This is a genomic window from Yersinia sp. 2553 StPb PI (genome assembly GCF_052217105.1).
Classification (GTDB): domain Bacteria; phylum Pseudomonadota; class Gammaproteobacteria; order Enterobacterales; family Enterobacteriaceae; genus Yersinia; species Yersinia enterocolitica_E.
The window spans coordinates 1880689-1900632 of sequence record NZ_JAZGPX010000002.1 but is presented as its reverse complement, the minus strand read 5'-3'; the positions used below and the strand labels follow the sequence as shown (position 1 = coordinate 1900632).

Sequence of the window (19944 nt, the reverse complement as noted above, 5' to 3'; positions counted from 1 at the left end):
GCTGCGCTCGTTACTCGGTCCATCCTTGGGCCTCGCCTCTGCGAGGCCGCTGCAAGCAGCGTACAAATCTGCTCCCGACCGATTTGTATCTCGCTTGTCGCCTTCCTGCAACTTGAATTATTTAGGGTATATTCTGACAACTGAAAAGGTTAGCGGTCTTTCTTCTTACCAAAAATCCTCAGTAACGCGCCAACGGCACAACCAATAACCACACCCAATATGACCCATTCAGTAAATGACATAATCAGACCTTTTGATTTGTTTGGTCTGATTATATAAATTATTCCTCACTTGTCCATGTCAGGCCACCTCTGTCCTTACAGCTTTGCCAGCATCTCGCGGGTGACTAATACAATGCCACTCTCTGAACGATAGAAACGACGGGCATCTTCATCTGCATTTTCGCCAATCACCATCCCCTCGGGGATAGTACTCGCACGATCGATTACACAACGGTGTAGACGACAAGAGCGGCCCACATTGACGTCGGGTAGCAATACGCAAGAATCAATATTGCAGAAGGAGTTGACCCGCACTCGGGAAAATAGCACTGAGTTGACCACCACTGAACCGGAGATAAAGCAACCGCCGGAAACTAAGGTATTCATGGTCATCCCGTGACTGCCAGAACGATCCTGAACAAATTTCGCCGGTGGTAAGGGCTCGGCATAGGTACGTATTGGCCAATGGGGGTCATACATATCCAGCTCGGGTGTGATAGCTGCTTGATCGAGGTTAGCCTGCCAGTAGGCATCCAATGTTCCTACATCACGCCAATAATCAGGGGCATCGGGTGACGTTGAGACACAAGACAGTGAGAATGGATGCGCCCAGACATGACCTTGTTCAGTAATTTTCGGCAAAATATCTTTGCCAAAATCATGGCTACTGCCTTTATCTGCGTGATCGCTTTCCAGTAAATTGAACAGGAACTCAGCATTAAAGACATAAATTCCCATACTGGCCAGGCTGCGCTCAGGTTTGCCGGGTAACGTTGGCGGATCCTCCGGTTTTTCCCAAAACATTTTTACTTGTAGATCTTCAGACACTTCCATTACACCGAAGGCACTCGCTTCCTCTTTGGGCACTTCAATACAGGCTACGGTGCAGGCAGCGCCGCTTTCCACGTGATCTAACAGCATGCGGGAGTAGTCCATTTTATATATATGGTCCCCGGCGAGGATCACGACATATTCAGAACGATAACGGCGGATAATATCCAGGTTCTGGAAGACGGCATCAGCGGTGCCGGTATACCAGTGCTCTTGTCCTTGGCGCTGTTGTGCAGGTAACAAATCAACAAACTCGTTCATCTCTTCACTGAGAAACGACCAACCATGCTGAATATGTTGCACCAAGGTATGAGATTGATACTGCGTTATCACGCCGATTCGGCGAATACCTGAATTGAGGCAGTTAGAGAGTGCGAAGTCGATAATGCGGTATTTTCCGCCAAAGTGAACTGCGGGTTTCGCGCGAACGGACGTAAGATCTTTAAGGCGTGAGCCACGGCCTCCTGCAAGAATCAGTGCTACGGCTTTGTTTGGAAGTTGTCTGGCCGACATGACTCTGTCGATATCGCCTGTTTTCCGCATGTCAGACTCCTTATGATGTGTATGTATAGCTGCCGGATTACGGGCTATATTCTCCAATCCTAATGTGCCAAATGCTTTTATGCGCTTAATGCTTTTCGGACAATAGCCGGAATGATAAAGCGGATTTGTACCCTCCCTCCTTTCAATATAAATATTGTTAATGACATAATCGGCTAATTATCGTTCTAACACTGAGAAGCGAATCAAGTTTAGCGCCAATTGACATAATTTTTTGCGCTATAGCACTTATTAGCACTCCTACTGCTTATTGCTTTCGCACATTGTGGGGGCGTCGATCGTCGACCATACTCGTTGAGGCAAAAGTATTCGTAGTTTTAATAAGGATATAAAATTATGACAGTAACAGTAGATAGTCTGCGATTATCCGCACTGGTCTTGATGCTAAGTAGCAGCGCGATTCGTGCCGCACCGGTTGCTATCCCGCCTACCGGTTACACATTGGAGCGCGTGGTTATTTTGAGCCGCCATGGTGTCCGCTCGCCGACCAAACAAACACAGTTAATGAATGATGTAACCCCCGACAAGTGGCCGCAATGGCCGGTCGCCGCAGGATACTTAACCCCCCGAGGTGCACAATTAGTAACATTGATGGGCGGATTCTATGGCGATTACTTCCGTAGCAAAGGGTTACTCGCGCCAGGGTGCCCAACTGATACGGCTATCTATGCGCAGGCCGATATTGATCAACGAACGCGTTTAACCGGGCAGGCATTTCTTGATGGAATAGCACCGGGGTGCGGCCTGAAAGTACATTATCAGGCTGATTTGAAAAAAGTGGATCCGCTATTTCACCCGGTCGATGCGGGGGTGTGTAAGTTAGATTCGACACAGACCCATCAGGCTGTTGAGGAGCGACTGGGTGCGCCATTAAGTGAACTGAGCCAGCGCTATGCTAAACCCTTTGCCCAGATGGGCGAGGTATTGAACTTTGCAGCATCGCCTTACTGTAAATCACTACAACAGCAAGGAAAAACCTGTGATTTTGCCCAATTTGCAGCGAATGAAATCACGGTGAATAATACCGGGACAAAAGTCTCGCTCAGTGGACCATTGGCGCTATCATCAACCTTGGGTGAGATCTTCCTGCTACAGAATTCACAAGCGATGCCCGATGTTGCCTGGCATCGGTTAACGGGAGAAGAAAATTGGATCTCGTTATTATCGTTGCATAATGCGCAATTTGATTTAATGGCCAAAACACCTTATATCGCTCGTCATAAGGGCACTCCATTATTGCAACAGATCGAGACCGCACTCGTCCTTCAGCGCGATGCTCAGGGACAAACACTGCCGTTATCACCACAAACCAAAGTTCTTTTCCTTGGTGGGCATGATACGAATATTGCCAATATTGGCGGAATGTTGGGTGCCAATTGGCAACTACCACAGCAACCCGATAATACACCGCCCGGTGGAGGGTTAGTCTTTGAGCTATGGCAGAACCCAGATAATCATCAACGCTATGTCGCGGTGAAAATGTTCTATCAAACCATGGAGCAATTACGAAATGCTGAGAAACTAGATTTGAAAAACAATCCGGCAGGTAGGGTTCCTGTTGCGATTGAAGGTTGTGAAAACAGCGGAGAGGACAAACTTTGTCAGCTTGAGACCTTCCAAAAGAAAGTGGCTCAGGCGATTGAACCGGCTTGTCATATTTAAATAACGCTGATCCGACGGGCGGCCATTAACACCCGCCGGATATATTATTGGGAGTTGATGATAATAAGTGTTGGCTAGGATTCCACTCTCTATTGTTATAGTTGATGGCTATCATAGTTGTGTTGTTAAATGCCATAATTATATAAATAGCAAGGTTATATAAAAATGATGGGGCGACCTTTTAATACAGGTGCCCCAGCATATTAGTGCCACTGCTAATAAATTAGCTTTTCAATTTTTGCCAAGAAAGTCGCATGTCTAAATCTATTCATTATATGCACTCACGACTATTAGCCTAGTCTGACTAAATCGAAAGGCACATAACGTTCACCTGTTTGCTGCAATTCAACCACTCTTTCCCGTTCGGCCTGTACTGGGGCCAGCCCGTCGGCATGGATAGCTTTTGCCACGTCAATCTCACCGGTTTGTGCGACCATTACACGTTTTCCCGGGATAATTTGGTTTCTGTTTCTGTCATAGACCTTAACCATATTAACCTCCAATCGCTATCTGATCAGATTCCATGATTATAAGCTATATAATAAAACTGCTATCTAAAATCACAAACAGAGCAATAATATACCCTATATGGATTGTGCTCGATGAGGCTAATCTATTTACCTCAAGTAAAACCATTGCGGAGTTGGCTTACATAACGTGAGGAATTATATTTATTTTTTATCGAGGATCAAGCTTAACAATGATTTTTTTTGCTAATTTACTCGCGATATAACCGGTGCGGTTTGGCAATGATATTTTTAATCACTAATCCGCCGAGTTGGCGGATTAGTGGAATCTCTGTATGGATTATATTAGTGCTTTCTGCGTCAATGATTCCAGTATCTTTAACGGGGATTGCTCAGGGTGTTTCATGCCGGTAACCGGCAATAGGAAAGTTTGTTCTAACATATATTGCCCACCCATTGCGGCATGGGGGGTTTGATCAGAAAAACAGATCCAACTGCTGCCCGATGGGAAATCAATCGCTTGTTGTGAGCCATTCTTCTGATAATCCAAATCGGACTTCATTTTGTCGTGTAACTGAAGCATCAAATGGTCGTAATGGCTGCGACGGCGTTTAGTGATACCCACTTTATTTTGTAGCCAACTACTGATAGGGGAGTAGTCATCCAGTTGCGGTAAATAACGGCTGGCCAACTGGGTGAAATTTTCGCCAACACGCCATGACCGGGGTTCACCCTGAGGGTTGATATTGGTGAAGATACGGATGATACGTTCACCATAATTGGGGCGTGAAGGGAATGCATCAACATGTAGGCGGCTATCGTCTTTACGCCATGATGTGTTATCACGCCAGGCCGCAACCGGGTGTAAACGTAAACTATTGGTTGGGCTGTGCAGGGCAGATTTATACTCTGGCAATAGTTGATTAATTAAATTTAAGCAACGTTGGTAATAGCGTTCAAGTAACTGACGGGTTAAGGTAATTTTGCTTTCATCAATAACACCCGTTAGCGTGCCTTCCACTGGCTTGAAGCTGATATTTTTACGCTTAGCATCAACCAATGCAGGGTTGAGCAGTTGTTTCTCCTGTTCACTTAGTGCAAAGGCCAGATGAGGTAAAAATAGCACTTTACCTTGTTCTAGAGCCTCAATAGCGCGGGCATTTTCTGTTTCACTCTGATCCCAACTGCTGTTGGGGAGTGTTAGAATCAATGACTCCGGCACCTGGCTTAGGGTTTCACTGCTCATCAACTATCCATTTTTTGATATCTATCTAATGGTAGGAAGCATAACTCTTTATTATAAATAAAGTGAGCCTGGAGGCACATATTTTAGATTTTTGTGCCCCTGATTGGCTGCATTAATGGGGGTAATCGCCGCATAATAGGGGATGATTTTACGATTGAGGTATGAATTTCGGCGTGTTCAGACCAATGGTCAGTGATGGCATCTAATTGCTCCAATGACTGAAGGTATAGACGGCTAATAAAGCAATCGTCACCGGTTACTTTGTCACACTCAACACATTCTGGTGTCTCCTGGATCATCTTTGCAACGCTATGCAGCATTCCCGTCAAGGGCTTGACCCGGACAATAGCTTGCAAGTTATAACCGAAAGCTCGCGGGTCTAAGTCTAGAGTGTAACTGCGGATGATATTACGTTCTTCAAGACGCCGCAGACGTTCGGATGTACTCGGAGAGGAGAGGTCCACTTGTTGTGACAGATCTTTTAGAGATATCCGAGAATTTTCCGCTAAAATAGCAATCAGTTGTTCATCAATTTTATCCATACCTATTAGCCTCTTTTTATTAGGAGCATTAACCTTATTATAGGCAAAATTTTAGCGTATTAACGATATCTGCCTAACAAAACTAATGAGTATGCTGGATAAAAAGGCTACTTTGATATAACGATTAAAGCCCCATACGGGGCATAAGTGTTATGAATACGGGTATTTACTGCCCAATAACTGACGAACTGGCTAACGAGGAGGTGACGTTTGGTTCATTAAACCGTGAGGGCTTTTTTTGTAAATAAGCCAAATCATAGACATCATAAAAATCTATTTCGCCTTTATTATTAATAATATGCTTAAAGCGAAGTTTAAAGTCATCACTGATATTCTTGTTATTTAATATTTCATCAATTGCTTGTGTTGATAACGCACGACTAAAGAACCACTCTCCGTTGTAGCAAACGCGTAAGTCAAGAATGCCAATATCCTCAAACTTAAATACAGGTTTGATTTCCATCATAAGGATGGCTGACATCAGGACAAAGAAAGCGGTAAATGCAATCATGTAGCCTGTGCCAAAGTATGGCGTTAAGTACATCAAAACTAAGACGAAAAAATATGACACTAGCATTGCCAGGCAAAGGTAGGGATGTTTGTAGACAAAATCGCTGTTAAATTTTAACCGGCCATCTCTTTTTTCTTTTTGATTTATTCTTGCGATGTCGTCAATTAATATTTTTTTAATTATGTCCATAATTATGACCTTGTGATTAATGACTCATAAAAATTAAACCATAATGGTTTGTTATAGATTAACATAGAAGATCAAATCTAAAGTATATCAGTTCAATAAATTAGTTAGCTAAACTGTTATAGGCTGATAAGGGATAATAGTGATGTATATTATTTACTCATCCGCAGAAATCAACCCTTGAGTGTCGATTTCTGCGGATGAGTATAAATAATAGCGGTTTTTATCGTTTTGCATTGCTTTAAACGGTCAAAACAATTTTCCCGATATGTGTACTGCCTTCCATCAACTCATGCGCTTTCGATGCTTCTTCCAGTGGGAATGTCTGGCAGATTTGCGGCTTCATATTGCCCTTACCTAGTAAAGGCCAGACTTGCTTTTCCAGTTCTTGGGCGATCAGTGCCTTTTCTGCAACGCTACGAGAGCGCAATGTGGATCCGGTGTGTGTCAGGCGTTTTAGCAACATTAACATCAGGTTAAGATCTTTAGCATTACCATTTTGTGTACCAATTTGAACAATACGCCCATTCATGGCCGCAGCTTCATAATTGCGCCCGACATACTCTCCAGCAATTAAATCAACAATAACATCAGCCCCTTTACCGGCAGTAGCGCGTTTAGTTTCAGTGACAAAATCTTGGGTGTGGTAGTTAATAGCAACATCTGCCCCTAACTTCAGGCACGCTTGACGTTTTTCCTCTGAACCCACAGTGACAATCACTGTCTGTGCGCCAAATGCTTTGCTCAGTAATATTGCGGTGGTCCCAATACCCGAAGATCCGCCGTGAATTAAGACTGTTTCGCCGGCGCTAAAATGGCCTCGTTGGAATAGGTTGGTCCATACGGTAAAGAATGTTTCAGGTAACGCCGCTGCTTCAATATCAGTAAGGGGGGAGGGAATAGGTAAGGCATTGGTTTCATGTATGACACAGTATTGCGCATAACCCCCACCAGCTATCAGCCCACAGACTCTGTCTCCGATCTTAAAACGGCTCACATCAGCTGCAATGGCGACCACTTCGCCGGCAACTTCTAATCCAGGAATATCTGAGGCCCCCGGCGGCGGCGCATACTGACCACGACGTTGCATCACATCAGGGCGGTTAACACCTGCGGCTGAAACTTTAACTAATATTTCGCCCGCAGCAGGCATCGGTGTTGGACGCTGTACGGCCACTAAGACTTCTGGTCCACCAGACTGAGTGATTTCAATTGCGACCATATTCGCCGGGAGGTGCGTTAACGATGTCATAATATTCCTCTTGTCGCCTAAAAGTGGTAAGTCCGATGCTATGCCGGTGACTACGAGACTATCTTAGTCTGGTAATGGAAATAATTCATGACGAGAATGTGCTTAAGTGATGACAAAAATAAGCGTCAGAAAACATCAGTGAAGTAGAAAACAAAAAAAGCGCCCAACAGAGTGGGCGCACAAATTTGCAAAGGAGTCGTGCATGTATGGCTTACTTGCAGGGCTACAATCAAGACTAAGAGATGTTTGGAACGCTTTGATTGTATGAACATTACTTTTCTTACGCTATAGGTATAAATCTGAAATTGTGGACCAGGATAACCCGCGGCGTACGGTGACGAGATAGCCACCGTACGCCGCGCTAAGCTTAAGCCTAACCCTTATAGTGCCAGCAGACCTGATAGTGATAGCTTTCGTCCGTCAGCAAGTGATCAGCGTGAACACTAGGGCTCCATGAGTCGTCACCACCGACCCCCATATGAAAACCATCGATATTCAACCAGGTACCTTGATCGGGTTTTAGTAAGTGCTGGTGGCTGGTTATCATCAGTTGCTGCGTGCTGTAACGGCTGATACCAAAATGGAACCGACCGGTTAATTGCCAGTTTCCGTAACGCAGAGAGTGGGTATTACAGCGTAAGCCATTTTCACTCGGGAAAATGTAGGGTGTGTGCATCTGCTCAAGCGGCTGTGACCACTGACCATATTGTGCTGAAAGCTGCCGGTCAGGATAGTTTTCATGTGGCCCTAACCCTTGCCAGTCAACATATGGAGCGAGATCTGATAGTTGGCAGCACATACCGATTCTGGCCGGAGGGGGAAGTGATGTTGCCACTTCAACCTGAACATCAATGGTCATACGGCCTTGCTGATCAAAACGGTATAACCAATGTGAATGCAATAGCACTTCATTGGCAAACTCATAGCTGTAGTCGGCACAGATTTGTATTGAGTGGGAGAGGCTATCAGCGTGTAATGATAGACAACGTTGTTCCAACTGATACATTCCCGCCTTTTTCCAGCGTTCGACCCAGGCGTTGGGGTCGATACGGGTTGCTTCGCTAATACCAATATCGTTATCCAGTGGCGCACGAACAAATTGATCACGCAGCGGGCTAAGTAACACCGGTAATTCACCCACCCACCATTGTTCCAGCAAGCCAGTCTGACGATTGAACTGCCAACGCTGTTGCTGGTGAGTCACCATAATCGAGTGCGCATCTTGGATGAGCTGAAGCTCGCTTGGCTCGGTACTATTTAGCTCAGTGCTATTTGGCACAGAGCGGCGGGGTATAGATAGCGCCCGAGGTAAACGCCATTGATGCCAGGCGCTGCGATGGTTGCTGGCTGCCCAAGGTGTTTCTGTTCTCAACCTGACGTCAACGTTTAACCATAAATGGCCGGGTTTATCTGTCAGGGGTAATTGCTCTGCCAGCCTGTAGTGCTGCGTAGTCTCAGGAGATAAATCAAGAGAAAAGTCACCTTCCTGTATCAATTCGCCGTCTAATTCAATTCGCCAATAGAGCTGTTCATTATCACTGTGTCTGAACAGATATTCACTGGTGACACTTATCACCAGTGGCGTGGTGCTCAGTAATGAAAATTGGAAAAACTGCTGCGCGCATTGTGCTTCGTACAAGCTGGGATGAGGGCTGCGGTCAGGGAAAACTAACCCGTTCATACAAAATTGGCGGTCATTGGGGCTATCACCAAAATCACCGCCATAAGCCCAGTAAGGTTCACCATTCTCATCATCGCGGATAAGGCTTTGATCTACCCAATCCCAAATAAAACCACCCTGTAACCGAGGATATTGGCGGAATGCCTGCCAGTAACGGGCAAACCCACCGAAGCTATTACCCATTGCATGAGCGTATTCACACAGAATCAATGGGCGAGATTCATCAGGCAAACCAATCCATTTCTTGATTGCCCACTTGGGCACCGCTGGGAAAGGTTGGTCCTCATCCACGCGAGCATACATTGGGCATACAATATCGGTCGCGAGCGTATTTGCGCCGCCGCCTTCGTATTGTACCGGACGTGTCGGGTCATTGGTTTTAATCCAGCGATAGAGGGCATCATGGGTTGCGCCATGGCCAGATTCGTTGCCCAAAGACCAAATAATGATACAGGCGTGATTACGGTCACGCTGAACCATACGCGTAACCCGTTCGCTGAAAGCAGAGAACCACTGAGGATCGTCCGCGAGACGCCCCATCGGTTGCATACCGTGTGTTTCAATATTGGCTTCGTCCACAACATACAGACCATAGCGATCACACAGGCGGTACCACAATGGATGGTTTGGATAGTGTGAGCAGCGCACGGCATTAAAGTTATGCTGTTTCATCAGAATGATGTCTTGCCGCATGCTCTCTTCATCGATGGTCTGACCGGTTTGCGGATGATGTTCATGACGGTTCACCCCTCGAATCAATACCGTTTTACCATTAACCTTAAGCAGACCCTGGTGGATGGTAACTTGTCGAAAACCGACATCATAGGCTTCTGACTCAATCAATTCTTGCTGCTGAGTGAGCAGCGAAATCACGGCGCGATACAGTGTGGGTTGTTCTGCACTCCATAAAGAGGGGGATTCCACCCGCAGCTTAAGATGGGTGCGATCAGTGTATTGCCCGCGTTCATCAATGGCTTGGGTACCTAGCGGTTGCTGCAAACTGCTAATTAACTTATCTGCCAGCCACAATTGTACGCGGACTTGATAAGCCCCAGTTATCTGTGGATCGTTGATGCTGAGTGGAGGAATATTTATCGCTGCCATTACCTCTAAATTGGCAGAGCTGAACTCCGGGGACAAATGTGTGGCGATATGGATATCCCGCAAATGGATCGCTGGTTTGTGAAGCAAACTGACATCACGGAAAATACCGCTCATGCGCCACATATCCTGATCTTCCAGATAACTGCCATCACTCCAACGTAAAACCAGAACGGCGATACGGTTATCACCCGCCTGTAAGTAAGGAGTGAGATCGAACTCAGCAGGCAGGCGACTGTCTTGGGAATAACCCACCCATTTCCCGTTACACCACAGATAAAATGCGGAACTGACACCATCAAAAATAATGCGTGTTTGGCCTGATGAGAGCCAATCTGGCTCTAAAACGAAATTACGCGAATAACAACCGGTCGGGTTCTGTTGTGGTACTCGCGGCGGGTCGACCGGAATAGGGTATTGGACGTTAGTGTAAATCGGGGTGTCGTAACCATGGCGTTGCCAGTTGGCGGGGACTGGCAGTAATCTCGCTCCCGATAAATCGTGCTCAACCCACTCATCTGGTACTCTTTCTGGCTGGTCGAAATAGTTGAATGACCATTGTCCGTTGAGTAAACACCGTTGTGGCGAAGGGGTATCATTTTTTGCGCTGTCGCTATCACGCCAACTGTAAAAGGGAGGATGTGCTTCAAGGCAGTGATACTGCGTCACCTGCGGGTTCTCCCAATCTCTGCGTGACAAAATCTGCGATAGGGGCGGTTGAACCTGCTGTTGAACCTTCTGCTGTGACGTCATGATATCAGCCTCATTTCTGCGATGTGCGTGGATACTTTTTGTGCTGGTAAGTGATCAAAGGGTAAAAATGTTATGCGCTCACAATTGTGTTGGGGTAAAGATGAATTCAACGACAGATAAAGTAAATAGTGGTTGGATAAATAGTCGAGAGTGATCGCATTTATTCGTTTTTAAGGATAGAGCGCTTAAAGCGTGCTGTTGTTTGGCGTATTGTCAGTTCAGTGGCTAACAAGAGAGACTCAGAAGGTAGCTCAATTGAGTGGTGCAGCCTGACAATCAGGCGGGAAACGCTCTCTTCCCCTAATTGCTTGAAGTCCTGCCTGACAGTCGTCAGTGGCGGTTGGAAATAGGCGCTGTCTGCGGTGTCATCGTAACCAATGACCGAGACGTGCTCAGGGACATTGATATTATGCTCATGCAGAGCGCGTAATACACCAAGAGCCATTTGATCGTTAGCGACCAAAATGGCGCTAAAAGGGATGTTGCTGGTAATGAGTTGCAGTGTGGTCTGATAGCCGCTTTTGGCATTCCACTCACCGTGATAGACCGCCTGCGGTATTAACGAGGCATCATTGAGTACCTGTAACCAGCCCTGATAACGTAACTGGGCTGAAATGGCATTTTTGGGTCCACAGATAAGGGCAATCTGCTGATGGCCTAAGCTAATTAGGTGTTCAGCCCCCTGAACTGCCCCGACCTTGGCATCAAACAGAACACTGAAGGCGGTAGATTGTGGATCAACATCCAAGAACAGCACTGGAGTATCAGCACACTGTTGGACAATTTTCTCGCAGCCTTTGGGCTTCAGCGGAATATTCACTAAGATCCCGTCCACCCGTTGAGCTAATAGCTCATTTATGGCTTGCTGGCAGGCTGGGCCAGTTTGATCATCAACCATGGCAATCACTATTGCGTATCCCAACTCGCGGGCTTTGCTTTTTATCGCTGCGGCTATTTGAGAGGGGGCATGCAACGCGAGATCTGCCGTTGCCAGCCCAAGCGTAAGGCTATGTTTCCCCGCTAATTGCTGTGCTACGCGGTTCGGAACATAGTTTAAGTCAGCCATGGCCTGTTCGACCTTGCTGCGGGTTTTTGGCGAGACATGAAGGGCCTGGTTTAAAACACGTGATACGGTTTGATATGACACTCCCGCCTGACGTGCAACATCATCTAAGGTGACAGACTTCGGCCTCATGTGTTCCTCTCAGGGGTAGGTGGCTGCATATTATAGCAAACTCATGAGATAAACTTTCAGTACCCATCGGAAAACATGACGTGAAACAGCCTATTTAATATATTTTGCTCTTTTTATTATCGCCAGCGTTTGGGCAGCAGTAGTTTAGTAACAATAAATTTTATGATTATTCTGCGTAAAAGTGGGCATCAAGAGTATAATTAATAGCTTTTTTGGTTTTATTTTAGCCATGCAAACAAGAATCTGTAGTTTGCCCGCTAAAAAGAGTTGCTATTAAAAGCCGGTCATGAGTTAATGCGTCTCGGCCTGTGGTACAGACCTATTTATGCACGACATCTTGAGTAAAGTGGTTCATATTTAAAGCGTTATCGTTGATAGCTCTTCACTGACGAATTTCCTTCATAGTGCCTCCATAAGTAACGACTGATAACCGGCTATAACACGCCCATGGTGGCAAATTATTTTTAATAAAGGAAATACACATGTCTAACATGATGAAAGGTCAAGTAAAGTGGTTCAACGAGTCTAAAGGCTTCGGTTTCATCACTCCAGCTGATGGCAGCAAAGACGTGTTCGTTCACTTCTCTGCAATCCAAGATCAAGGCTTCAAGACCCTGGCTGAAGGCCAGAATGTACAGTTCTCTATCGAGAACGGTGCTAAAGGTCCGTCTGCAGCAAACGTAACTGCAATCTAATTGGCCTTTGGCTGATTATAAAAAAACCCGCTAAGGCGGGTTTTTTACTTTCTGGCATCCAGTAAGATCCTCTGCTTTATCCCCTCGACTCTGATTAACTCAGCTTCTCTTACTCAGTAAGCCAATACTGTTCTGCCCTCGAATATATTCACCAAAAGCATACCGTTGTTTATACGTAAACCTTATCATTCTCACCTTATTCTGTACTACACTAGCAGCATTGATTTAATTGAAGGTAATATCATGAAAGTGAATGATCGGGTGACAGTAAAAACCGATGGCGGCCCACGGCGTGAGGGGGTTGTGTTAGAGGTTGAGCAGTTTAGTGAGGGTATTATGTATCTGGTTTCGTTGGAAGATTACCCCTCAGGTGTCTGGTTCTTTAACGAGATTGATAGCCATGATGGCACCTTTGTCGAGCCGCTTCACCCGTAACATTGGTGTTCTGTCTGTTGTGCTGCGGGCGACGCAATAAAAAACCGGAGGAAGGTGAGTACACCTTGCCTCCGGTTTTGCTATCTAAATATCGTCACTATAGTTTGGTTGAACGGTTTCTGGTGTTAACTCAGAACGTTTCCCAGTTTAGTGAGTCGTCACCGGACTTCTTATTCCCGACCGCGCTCTTCTGTTTGGTGGACATAGGTGCCGGAGTTTTCAGTGACGGGGCAGGGTTGCCGCCTTTTAAATGGAATACTGCAACGGCTTGAGTCAAGATTTCAGCTTGTTGTTCCAAAGAGGCCGCCGCCGCTGACGCTTCCTGAACTAAAGAGGCATTCTGTTGCGTGACATTGTCCATTTCTGAAACTGCCTGGGCAACCTGACTAATACCACGACTCTGCTCATCAGAAGCAGAGGCAATTTCACCCATAATATCAGTTACATGACTAACGGCTGTCACGATCTCATTCATCGCTTTACCGGCATCGGACACCAGAATGGATCCATCACCAATCAGGTCAACCGAGGCCTCAATCAACGATTCTATCTCTTTGGCAGCATCGGCACTGCGCTGTGCCAGATTACGGACTTCACTGGCCACTACAGCAAAACCACGGCCTTGTTCACCCGCCCGGGCAGCTTCAACCGCAGCATTCAGAGCCAGAATATTCGTTTGGAACGCGATACTATTAATTACATTGGTAATTTCAGCAATTTTCATTGAACTGAGGGATATCTTATCCATCGTGCTAACAACATCATTAACGATATCGCCACCCTGGGCAGCTTTACCTGATGCGTTGGCTGCGAGCTGGCTCGCATGATGGGCATTCTCCGCATTTTGTTTTACGGTTGCGGTCAGTTGCTCCATGCTGGCGGCGGTCTGTTCAAGTGATGCGGCTTGTTGCTCGGTACGTGCCGAAAGGTCGGTATTACCCAGTGCAATTTCACTCGATCCTTGGTAAATAGATTCAGCACTGCTGCGCACAGCTTCCACAGTTAGGGATAACGAATCCTGCATTTGTTGAATATTGTTACCCAACACACCAATTTCATTGCGGCCAAATGAGACCGAACTTTGTGTCAAATCCCCCTGAGCAATACGCTGAATACGTGCTACCAGCCAATTAATCGGCTTGATGATGACTTTGCTGATCACTAAAAAAGCAATTAATGTCAGTAAGATGGCCAGAATAAAAGCGCCTCCCATCAGCATATAACCAAGACGGGCTTGTTGTTGGGCGGTCTGATTAATCTGGTTAGCCCGTTCGGTACGATACTTAACTGCTTTCAGCAGTGGTTCATTATAAGCATCATCCAACTGATTAAGTTTTTCAGCTTCAAGGGAAATAACTTCTTCAAAATGACCTTCTTTCGTCGCGTCGAGCATGAGTTTCATTCCCTCGTCGCGATACTGTTCATAGGCTTTTTTCAATGGTGCATCTAATGCGCTATCCGTTTCGGATTTAACCGGACGGTTATAGTAGAGATTAAACATTTGCTGCGATTGAGCGATACGGCTCTCAGCGTTTTTTAGCCCCTGCTGATAACCCTCGGTATCACCGATACGTGCCGCTGATGCTGCTTGAATCAGAATAAGGCGTGCAGTACGCAGGTGGTTCGAACTGTTAGACAGACCCAGGCGGATATCTAGTTCTTGCGTCGCCTCTTCCAGTGATTGGTTACTCTGTTTTAAGAAGTAACCTGACGTCCCAATCGCCGCTGCAAATAAAAGCAGTATTCCCGCCAAGATGGCGATAAACAACGTGACCAGACGCATATTATTAATAAACAATACTTTCGTATTTTTATTCTGTTCTGGCGCTATTTTTATATCCAATGGCTGATGCGTACTTCCACGTTTCATTGTTAGTTCCGTTTCTATAGTCGCTCGAGGAAAGGTCCTTGCCTGATGTACCCGGTATGGTTGAAGCTATAGCCTGGTTCGCTGTAACGCCGATTTACGGTGGGTACAGGCATCGCTACTTAAAGTTAATCCACCCCTATATCTAAAAAAATTTCAACAGTCCTTTAAGAACCTATCGGCAACGGAGCTAAAATAGTTAGGGTTATAAATGGGATCACGATCGCAATTTGGATTAAAGATTGATGGGATTTCTGTAATTGCGTCAATGACTTGATGGTAAGGACAGGGGGATGCTCTCAGTTGGTTGAGTTAGGGGGTATAGGTGTCATTGTGCGCGAGTCTTAGCGAAGGTGATTGAGTATGGGCGCCGACGCGGGGAATGGCAGGTAAGAGTGTTTGAGTTGATTCTCTTATCTCTGTTTTATTCTTATATGCCCCTGACGCATGCTCAATGGCTTGAGTAGAGTATGATGTAATTAATCGATATATTATAAATATTAAGTTTATTGTTTAATTCATTGGGGCTGGTTTAGGTTTTGTTTAGAAATATAGACTTTACATAATTATCACACGCAACTATACTCTTGAAAAATTTCGGTGGAGAAAATAATGGATACGCAAAGTAGTAGTCAAATAAGCAAGGCAAGCTAACCTATCTCTCTACAGATTTGTTGCTTGCCGAAAATGGCGGGCAGCACCCTCTCTTATTTCCTGAGTTGTGCATACCCAAGTAGACCCTTATTACTTGACGTTATCGTGGCGCTGGTGGTGTTTATTCACTTGAAGCCCATGTTTTAGTCAGCGCAACGAGATTCATTCAATCGTTGTCTGGTTATAACGCCAATGAATGTGGGTGTAATATTTAACTCGATGTTTAATCATCGAGGGTAATAATTCGGGTTTTTATTATGGTATTTAACAACCACGCACTTTTTCCTCCTGGCAGAAACACAGGCTATTGCTGATTTATACCCTCGGGTTATATATCTCAGCACAATTACCTGTGTGCTAAATAGCACATGATTATTCTACCAATGATTAATTCATGGAGAGAATCATGGCATTAACTCCTTTTGTCGTAAATTTATTACTGGCGATGTGTTTGGGCGCATTAATTGGCGCTGAAAGACAATGGCGCCAGCGTATGGCGGGCTTACGTACTAATGCATTAGTCGCGACCGGTGCTGCAGTATTTATTCTCAGCTCTTATGCCACATCCCCTGATAGCCCTGGTCGTATCGCCGCTCAAGTTGTTTCAGGCATCGGTTTTTTGGGTGCAGGCGTCATTATGCGTGAAGGCATGAATATTCGTGGCCTGAACACCGCAGCTACACTCTGGTGCTCGGCGGGTATTGGTGTGCTTTGTGGCTTGGGACTGTATTGGAATGCAGTGGCCGCCACTGCCGTTATTCTGTGTGCCAATATATTGTTACGGGAGGCGGCGCAACGGATTAATATGCAGCCTCAACAACAAGCCATAGACCTGGAAGTTCGTTACCGGATTCAGGTCACTTGTGGTGCGGAAGATGAGATATTGGTTCGCACCCTTATTTTACAGGCGTTAAATGGTGTGGCATTACGATTACAGTCACTTTGCAGTGCAGATATTGCCAAACCCGGTCAATTGGAAGTGTGTGCAGAAATAATGGCGACACCCGCAGCGCAAAGAGAAATTGAAAGTATTGTTTGCCGTGTCAGTCTGGAGCGGAGCGTCAGTGCTGTCCATTGGCGTATCGCATCTGAATTACCTGCTTAATAATAAAGTAATTTACTCATTAATAAATTGCTCAATTTTTTGCAATAAATAATTAAATACTGACCCACGTGGTAGTAAGGAGTTGTTATGGACGATCACCCCGGAGTTAACCAAATTAGTCGCTGCTAATTAAATATAAATACAAAGTTGGCAGCGCAATAATAGTTCAGCACATTTATCTCTCAATAATTGAGCGGATAAACCCTGTGCGTTTAGAATTAAAAGAGAAGCGTTATGACCCAATTCAAAAAAACAGTTACCAGCCGTAACAGTAATAAAAAAACTTTTGCTATCGCGCAAGAAGCCAAGAATAGTTTGGATCAAACATTATCCAAGTTGAATGCTAATTTAAATGGGCTGACAGAAGAGGATGCCAGGGAGCGACTGGAATTATACGGCATTAATCAGGTAGCACATGAGAAAGCGCCCCCAGCGTTGCTTCAGTTATTGGCAGCATTTAATAACCCTTTTATTTTTGTTTTGATGGTATTGGCGGCAATCAGTTTCTTTACTGATTATTGGCTGCCATTACAACAGGGTGAGGAGACTGATCTGATTGGTGTCACAATTATTGTGACGATGGTATTGATCAGTGGTTTATTGCGTTTCTGGCAGGAGTACCGCACCAATAAAGCGGCTGAAGCCCTGAAATCGATGGTGCGAACCACCGCCACAGTATTACGCCGTAGTAGCCATAGTGCCCAACCGGCAAAACAAGAAATTGCGATTAAGCAATTAGTGCCGGGGGATATCATTCTGTTATCCGCCGGAGATATGATTCCGGCAGATTTACGGCTCATTAAATCCAGAGATTTGTTTATCAGCCAGGCGATCCTGACCGGAGAAGCTATCCCTATTGAAAAGTACGACGCAATGGGGGCCATCAGCTCAAAATCAGTAGATGCGGATGCCAATAGCGAGAGTGAATTACTTGAATTATCTAATATTTGTCTGATGGGAACTAACGTTGCCAGTGGAACGGCAATGGCTGTGGTTGTGGCTACCGGCGGGCATACTTATTTCGGGTCGCTTGCTAAGTCGATTGTTGGCACTCGCGCACAGACGGCATTTGATCGTGGCGTCAACAGTGTCAGTTGGTTATTGATTCGTTTTATGTTGGTAATGGTACCGATTGTATTGCTAATTAATGGTTTTACAAAAGGTGATTGGACTGAAGCGGCACTATTTGCATTGGCAGTTGCGGTTGGGTTAACCCCTGAAATGTTGCCAATGATTGTCAGTTCTAACCTGGCGAAAGGCGCAATTGCTATGTCACGGCGAAAAGTTGTGGTTAAGCGATTGAATGCAATACAGAACTTTGGTGCTATGGATGTGTTGTGCACAGATAAAACCGGCACATTAACCCAGGACCGCATCATTCTTGAACACCACCTGGATGCCAGTGGCAGCAATGACAATAAAGTGCTGCAATTAGCATGGCTTAATAGTTTCCATCAAAGTGGTATGCGAAATCTGATGGATCAGGCGGTCATAAAATTTAGCCGCGGTAAACCTGAAATAGATGCTTTGCGCGGCTTTAACAAGGTCGATGAATTACCGTTTGATTTTATCCGTCGTCGTCTGTCAATTGTGGTAAAAGATGAGCAGCAGCACCAGCGCTTAATTTGCAAAGGTGCGGTGGAAGAGATGCTGAGTATCTGCACCCAAGTTCGCGAGGGAGATAAGATATACCCACTGGATGAAGCCCGCAGAGCCAAATTACTGGCGTTAGCCACACAATATAATGAAGACGGTTTTCGTGTTTTGTTACTGGCAACCCGTGAATTAGGGACTCAGCTCAGTGAATTACCGTTAAATATTAATGATGAACGTGATTTAGTTGTTCAAGGGCTACTGACTTTCCTCGATCCGCCAAAAGAGAGCGCAGAGGCTGCTATCACCGCACTGCGAGAAAATGGTGTTGCAGTAAAAGTGTTAACGGGCGATAACCCGATTATTACGGCAAAAATCTGCCGCGATGTCGGGTTGGAGCCGGGGGAGCCGCTGAGTGGTCGTGATATTGAAGGTATGGATGATGAAACGTTAGCGCGTGAAGTCGAGTTGCGCACAGTGTTTACCAAACTTACCCCTTTGCAAAAATCACGGGTGCTAAAAATGCTGCAAAGCAATGGGCATACCGTTGGTTTTCTTGGCGATGGCATCAATGATGCACCGGCATTACGCGATGCTGACGTGGGGATATCGGTTGATACTGGCACTGATATCGCTAAAGAGTCGGCAGATATTATTCTGTTAGAAAAGAATCTGATGGTGCTGGAGGAGGGGGTTATTATAGGGCGTGAAACCTTCGGTAATATCATCAAATATCTGAATATGACGGCTAGCTCGAATTTCGGCAATGTGTTCTCAGTGCTGGTTGCCAGTGCATTTATTCCCTTCTTACCCATGCTTGCCATCCACCTGCTGTTACAAAACCTGATGTATGACATTTCCCAGCTCTCCCTGCCGTGGGATAAAATGGACAAAGAATTTTTACGCAAACCGCGTAAGTGGGATGCTAAGAATATTGGCCGCTTTATGCTATGGATTGGGCCAACTTCCTCAATTTTTGATATTACGACTTATGCACTGATGTGGTTTGTTTTTGCGGCTAACAGTGTTGAGCATCAGGCTTTGTTCCAGTCCGGTTGGTTTATTGAAGGTCTGTTGTCGCAGACGTTGGTTGTCCATATGTTGCGCACACAAAAAATACCGTTTATTCAAAGTACCGCCGCCTTACCAGTGCTATTGACGACCGGATTGATCATGGCAATAGGTATCTATATTCCGTTCTCACCTTTGGGAGCATTAGTCGGATTGCAACCATTACCGTGGCAATATTTCCCTTGGTTGGCAGGTACCTTAGTCAGCTACTGTATTGTTGCGCAAATGATGAAGCAATTTTATATTCGCCGCTTCGGTGAGTGGTTGTAATTGCTTCGATTAATGTCTAGGTTTTATATCTGGCAAGACTATTTG

The 19944-nt window shown here is 45.5% G+C and carries 14 protein-coding genes; 5 read left to right on the top strand and 9 right to left on the bottom strand.

Going from position 1 to position 19944, the window contains the following annotated elements; all coding sequences use genetic code 11:
- Positions 1-317 precede the first annotated feature (317 nt).
- Positions 318-1595: a glucose-1-phosphate adenylyltransferase gene (gene glgC, locus V2A84_RS10145; protein ID WP_083159188.1), complete on the bottom strand. Its 1278-nt coding sequence runs from the start codon at positions 1593-1595 to the stop codon at positions 318-320.
- A 354-nt stretch (positions 1596-1949) separates the two neighbouring features.
- Here glgC and V2A84_RS10140 point away from each other — a divergent pair, with 354 nt between their 5' ends.
- Positions 1950-3275 (top strand): AppA family phytase/histidine-type acid phosphatase, encoded by a 1326-nt coding sequence (locus tag V2A84_RS10140; RefSeq protein WP_442848780.1) that lies wholly within the window; start codon positions 1950-1952, stop codon positions 3273-3275.
- Between the two features lie 290 nt (positions 3276-3565).
- Here V2A84_RS10140 and ydfZ read toward each other — a convergent pair whose 3' ends face one another.
- The 7 genes from ydfZ to V2A84_RS10105 form a co-directional block, all read right to left on the bottom strand.
- Complete coding sequence (gene ydfZ, locus V2A84_RS10135; protein WP_050084375.1) at positions 3566-3766, bottom strand: putative selenium delivery protein YdfZ; 201 nt, start codon at positions 3764-3766, stop codon at positions 3566-3568.
- 316 nt (positions 3767-4082) lie between these two features.
- Positions 4083-4988 carry a Kdo hydroxylase family protein gene (locus V2A84_RS10130; RefSeq protein WP_083159186.1) on the bottom strand — a complete coding sequence of 302 codons (906 nt, stop codon included), beginning with the start codon at positions 4986-4988 and terminating at the stop codon, positions 4083-4085.
- Between the two features lie 83 nt (positions 4989-5071).
- Positions 5072-5530 carry an Lrp/AsnC family transcriptional regulator gene (locus V2A84_RS10125; protein WP_083159185.1) on the bottom strand — a complete coding sequence of 153 codons (459 nt, stop codon included), beginning with the start codon at positions 5528-5530 and terminating at the stop codon, positions 5072-5074.
- 166 nt (positions 5531-5696) lie between these two features.
- A complete protein-coding gene (locus tag V2A84_RS10120; RefSeq protein WP_083159184.1) occupies positions 5697-6230 on the bottom strand; it encodes a YlaC family protein in 534 nt (177 codons plus the stop codon).
- 238 nt (positions 6231-6468) lie between these two features.
- Positions 6469-7479, bottom strand: a complete 1011-nt coding sequence (locus V2A84_RS10115; RefSeq protein WP_083159183.1) for an NAD(P)H-quinone oxidoreductase — start codon at positions 7477-7479, stop codon at positions 6469-6471.
- 373 nt (positions 7480-7852) lie between these two features.
- Positions 7853-11014, bottom strand: coding sequence for a beta-galactosidase (locus V2A84_RS10110; protein WP_083159182.1), 3162 nt, complete (start codon positions 11012-11014; stop codon positions 7853-7855).
- A gap of 160 nt (positions 11015-11174) precedes the next feature.
- Entirely contained in the window at positions 11175-12209 is a 1035-nt protein-coding gene (locus V2A84_RS10105) for a LacI family DNA-binding transcriptional regulator (protein ID WP_083159181.1), read from the bottom strand.
- 482 nt (positions 12210-12691) lie between these two features.
- Here V2A84_RS10105 and cspE point away from each other — a divergent pair, with 482 nt between their 5' ends.
- Together cspE and dsrB are read left to right on the top strand one after the other, a co-directional pair.
- Entirely contained in the window at positions 12692-12904 is a 213-nt protein-coding gene (gene cspE / locus V2A84_RS10100; RefSeq protein ID WP_002210893.1) for a transcription antiterminator/RNA stability regulator CspE, read from the top strand.
- Between the two features lie 243 nt (positions 12905-13147).
- Positions 13148-13339, top strand: a complete 192-nt coding sequence (gene dsrB / locus V2A84_RS10095; RefSeq protein WP_193784679.1) for a protein DsrB — start codon at positions 13148-13150, stop codon at positions 13337-13339.
- Between the two features lie 130 nt (positions 13340-13469).
- Here dsrB and V2A84_RS10090 read toward each other — a convergent pair whose 3' ends face one another.
- Positions 13470-15209 (bottom strand): methyl-accepting chemotaxis protein, encoded by a 1740-nt coding sequence (locus V2A84_RS10090; protein WP_083159180.1) that lies wholly within the window; start codon positions 15207-15209, stop codon positions 13470-13472.
- Between the two features lie 1057 nt (positions 15210-16266).
- Between V2A84_RS10090 and V2A84_RS10085 the strand changes: the two genes are divergently transcribed.
- Together V2A84_RS10085 and mgtA are read left to right on the top strand one after the other, a co-directional pair.
- Entirely contained in the window at positions 16267-16965 is a 699-nt protein-coding gene (locus tag V2A84_RS10085) for an MgtC family protein (protein ID WP_193784678.1), read from the top strand.
- 234 nt (positions 16966-17199) lie between these two features.
- On the top strand, positions 17200-19899 hold the full coding sequence (mgtA, locus tag V2A84_RS10080; RefSeq protein ID WP_083159178.1) for a magnesium-translocating P-type ATPase: 2700 nt from the start codon (positions 17200-17202) through the stop codon (positions 19897-19899).
- Positions 19900-19944: the final 45 nt, after the last annotated feature.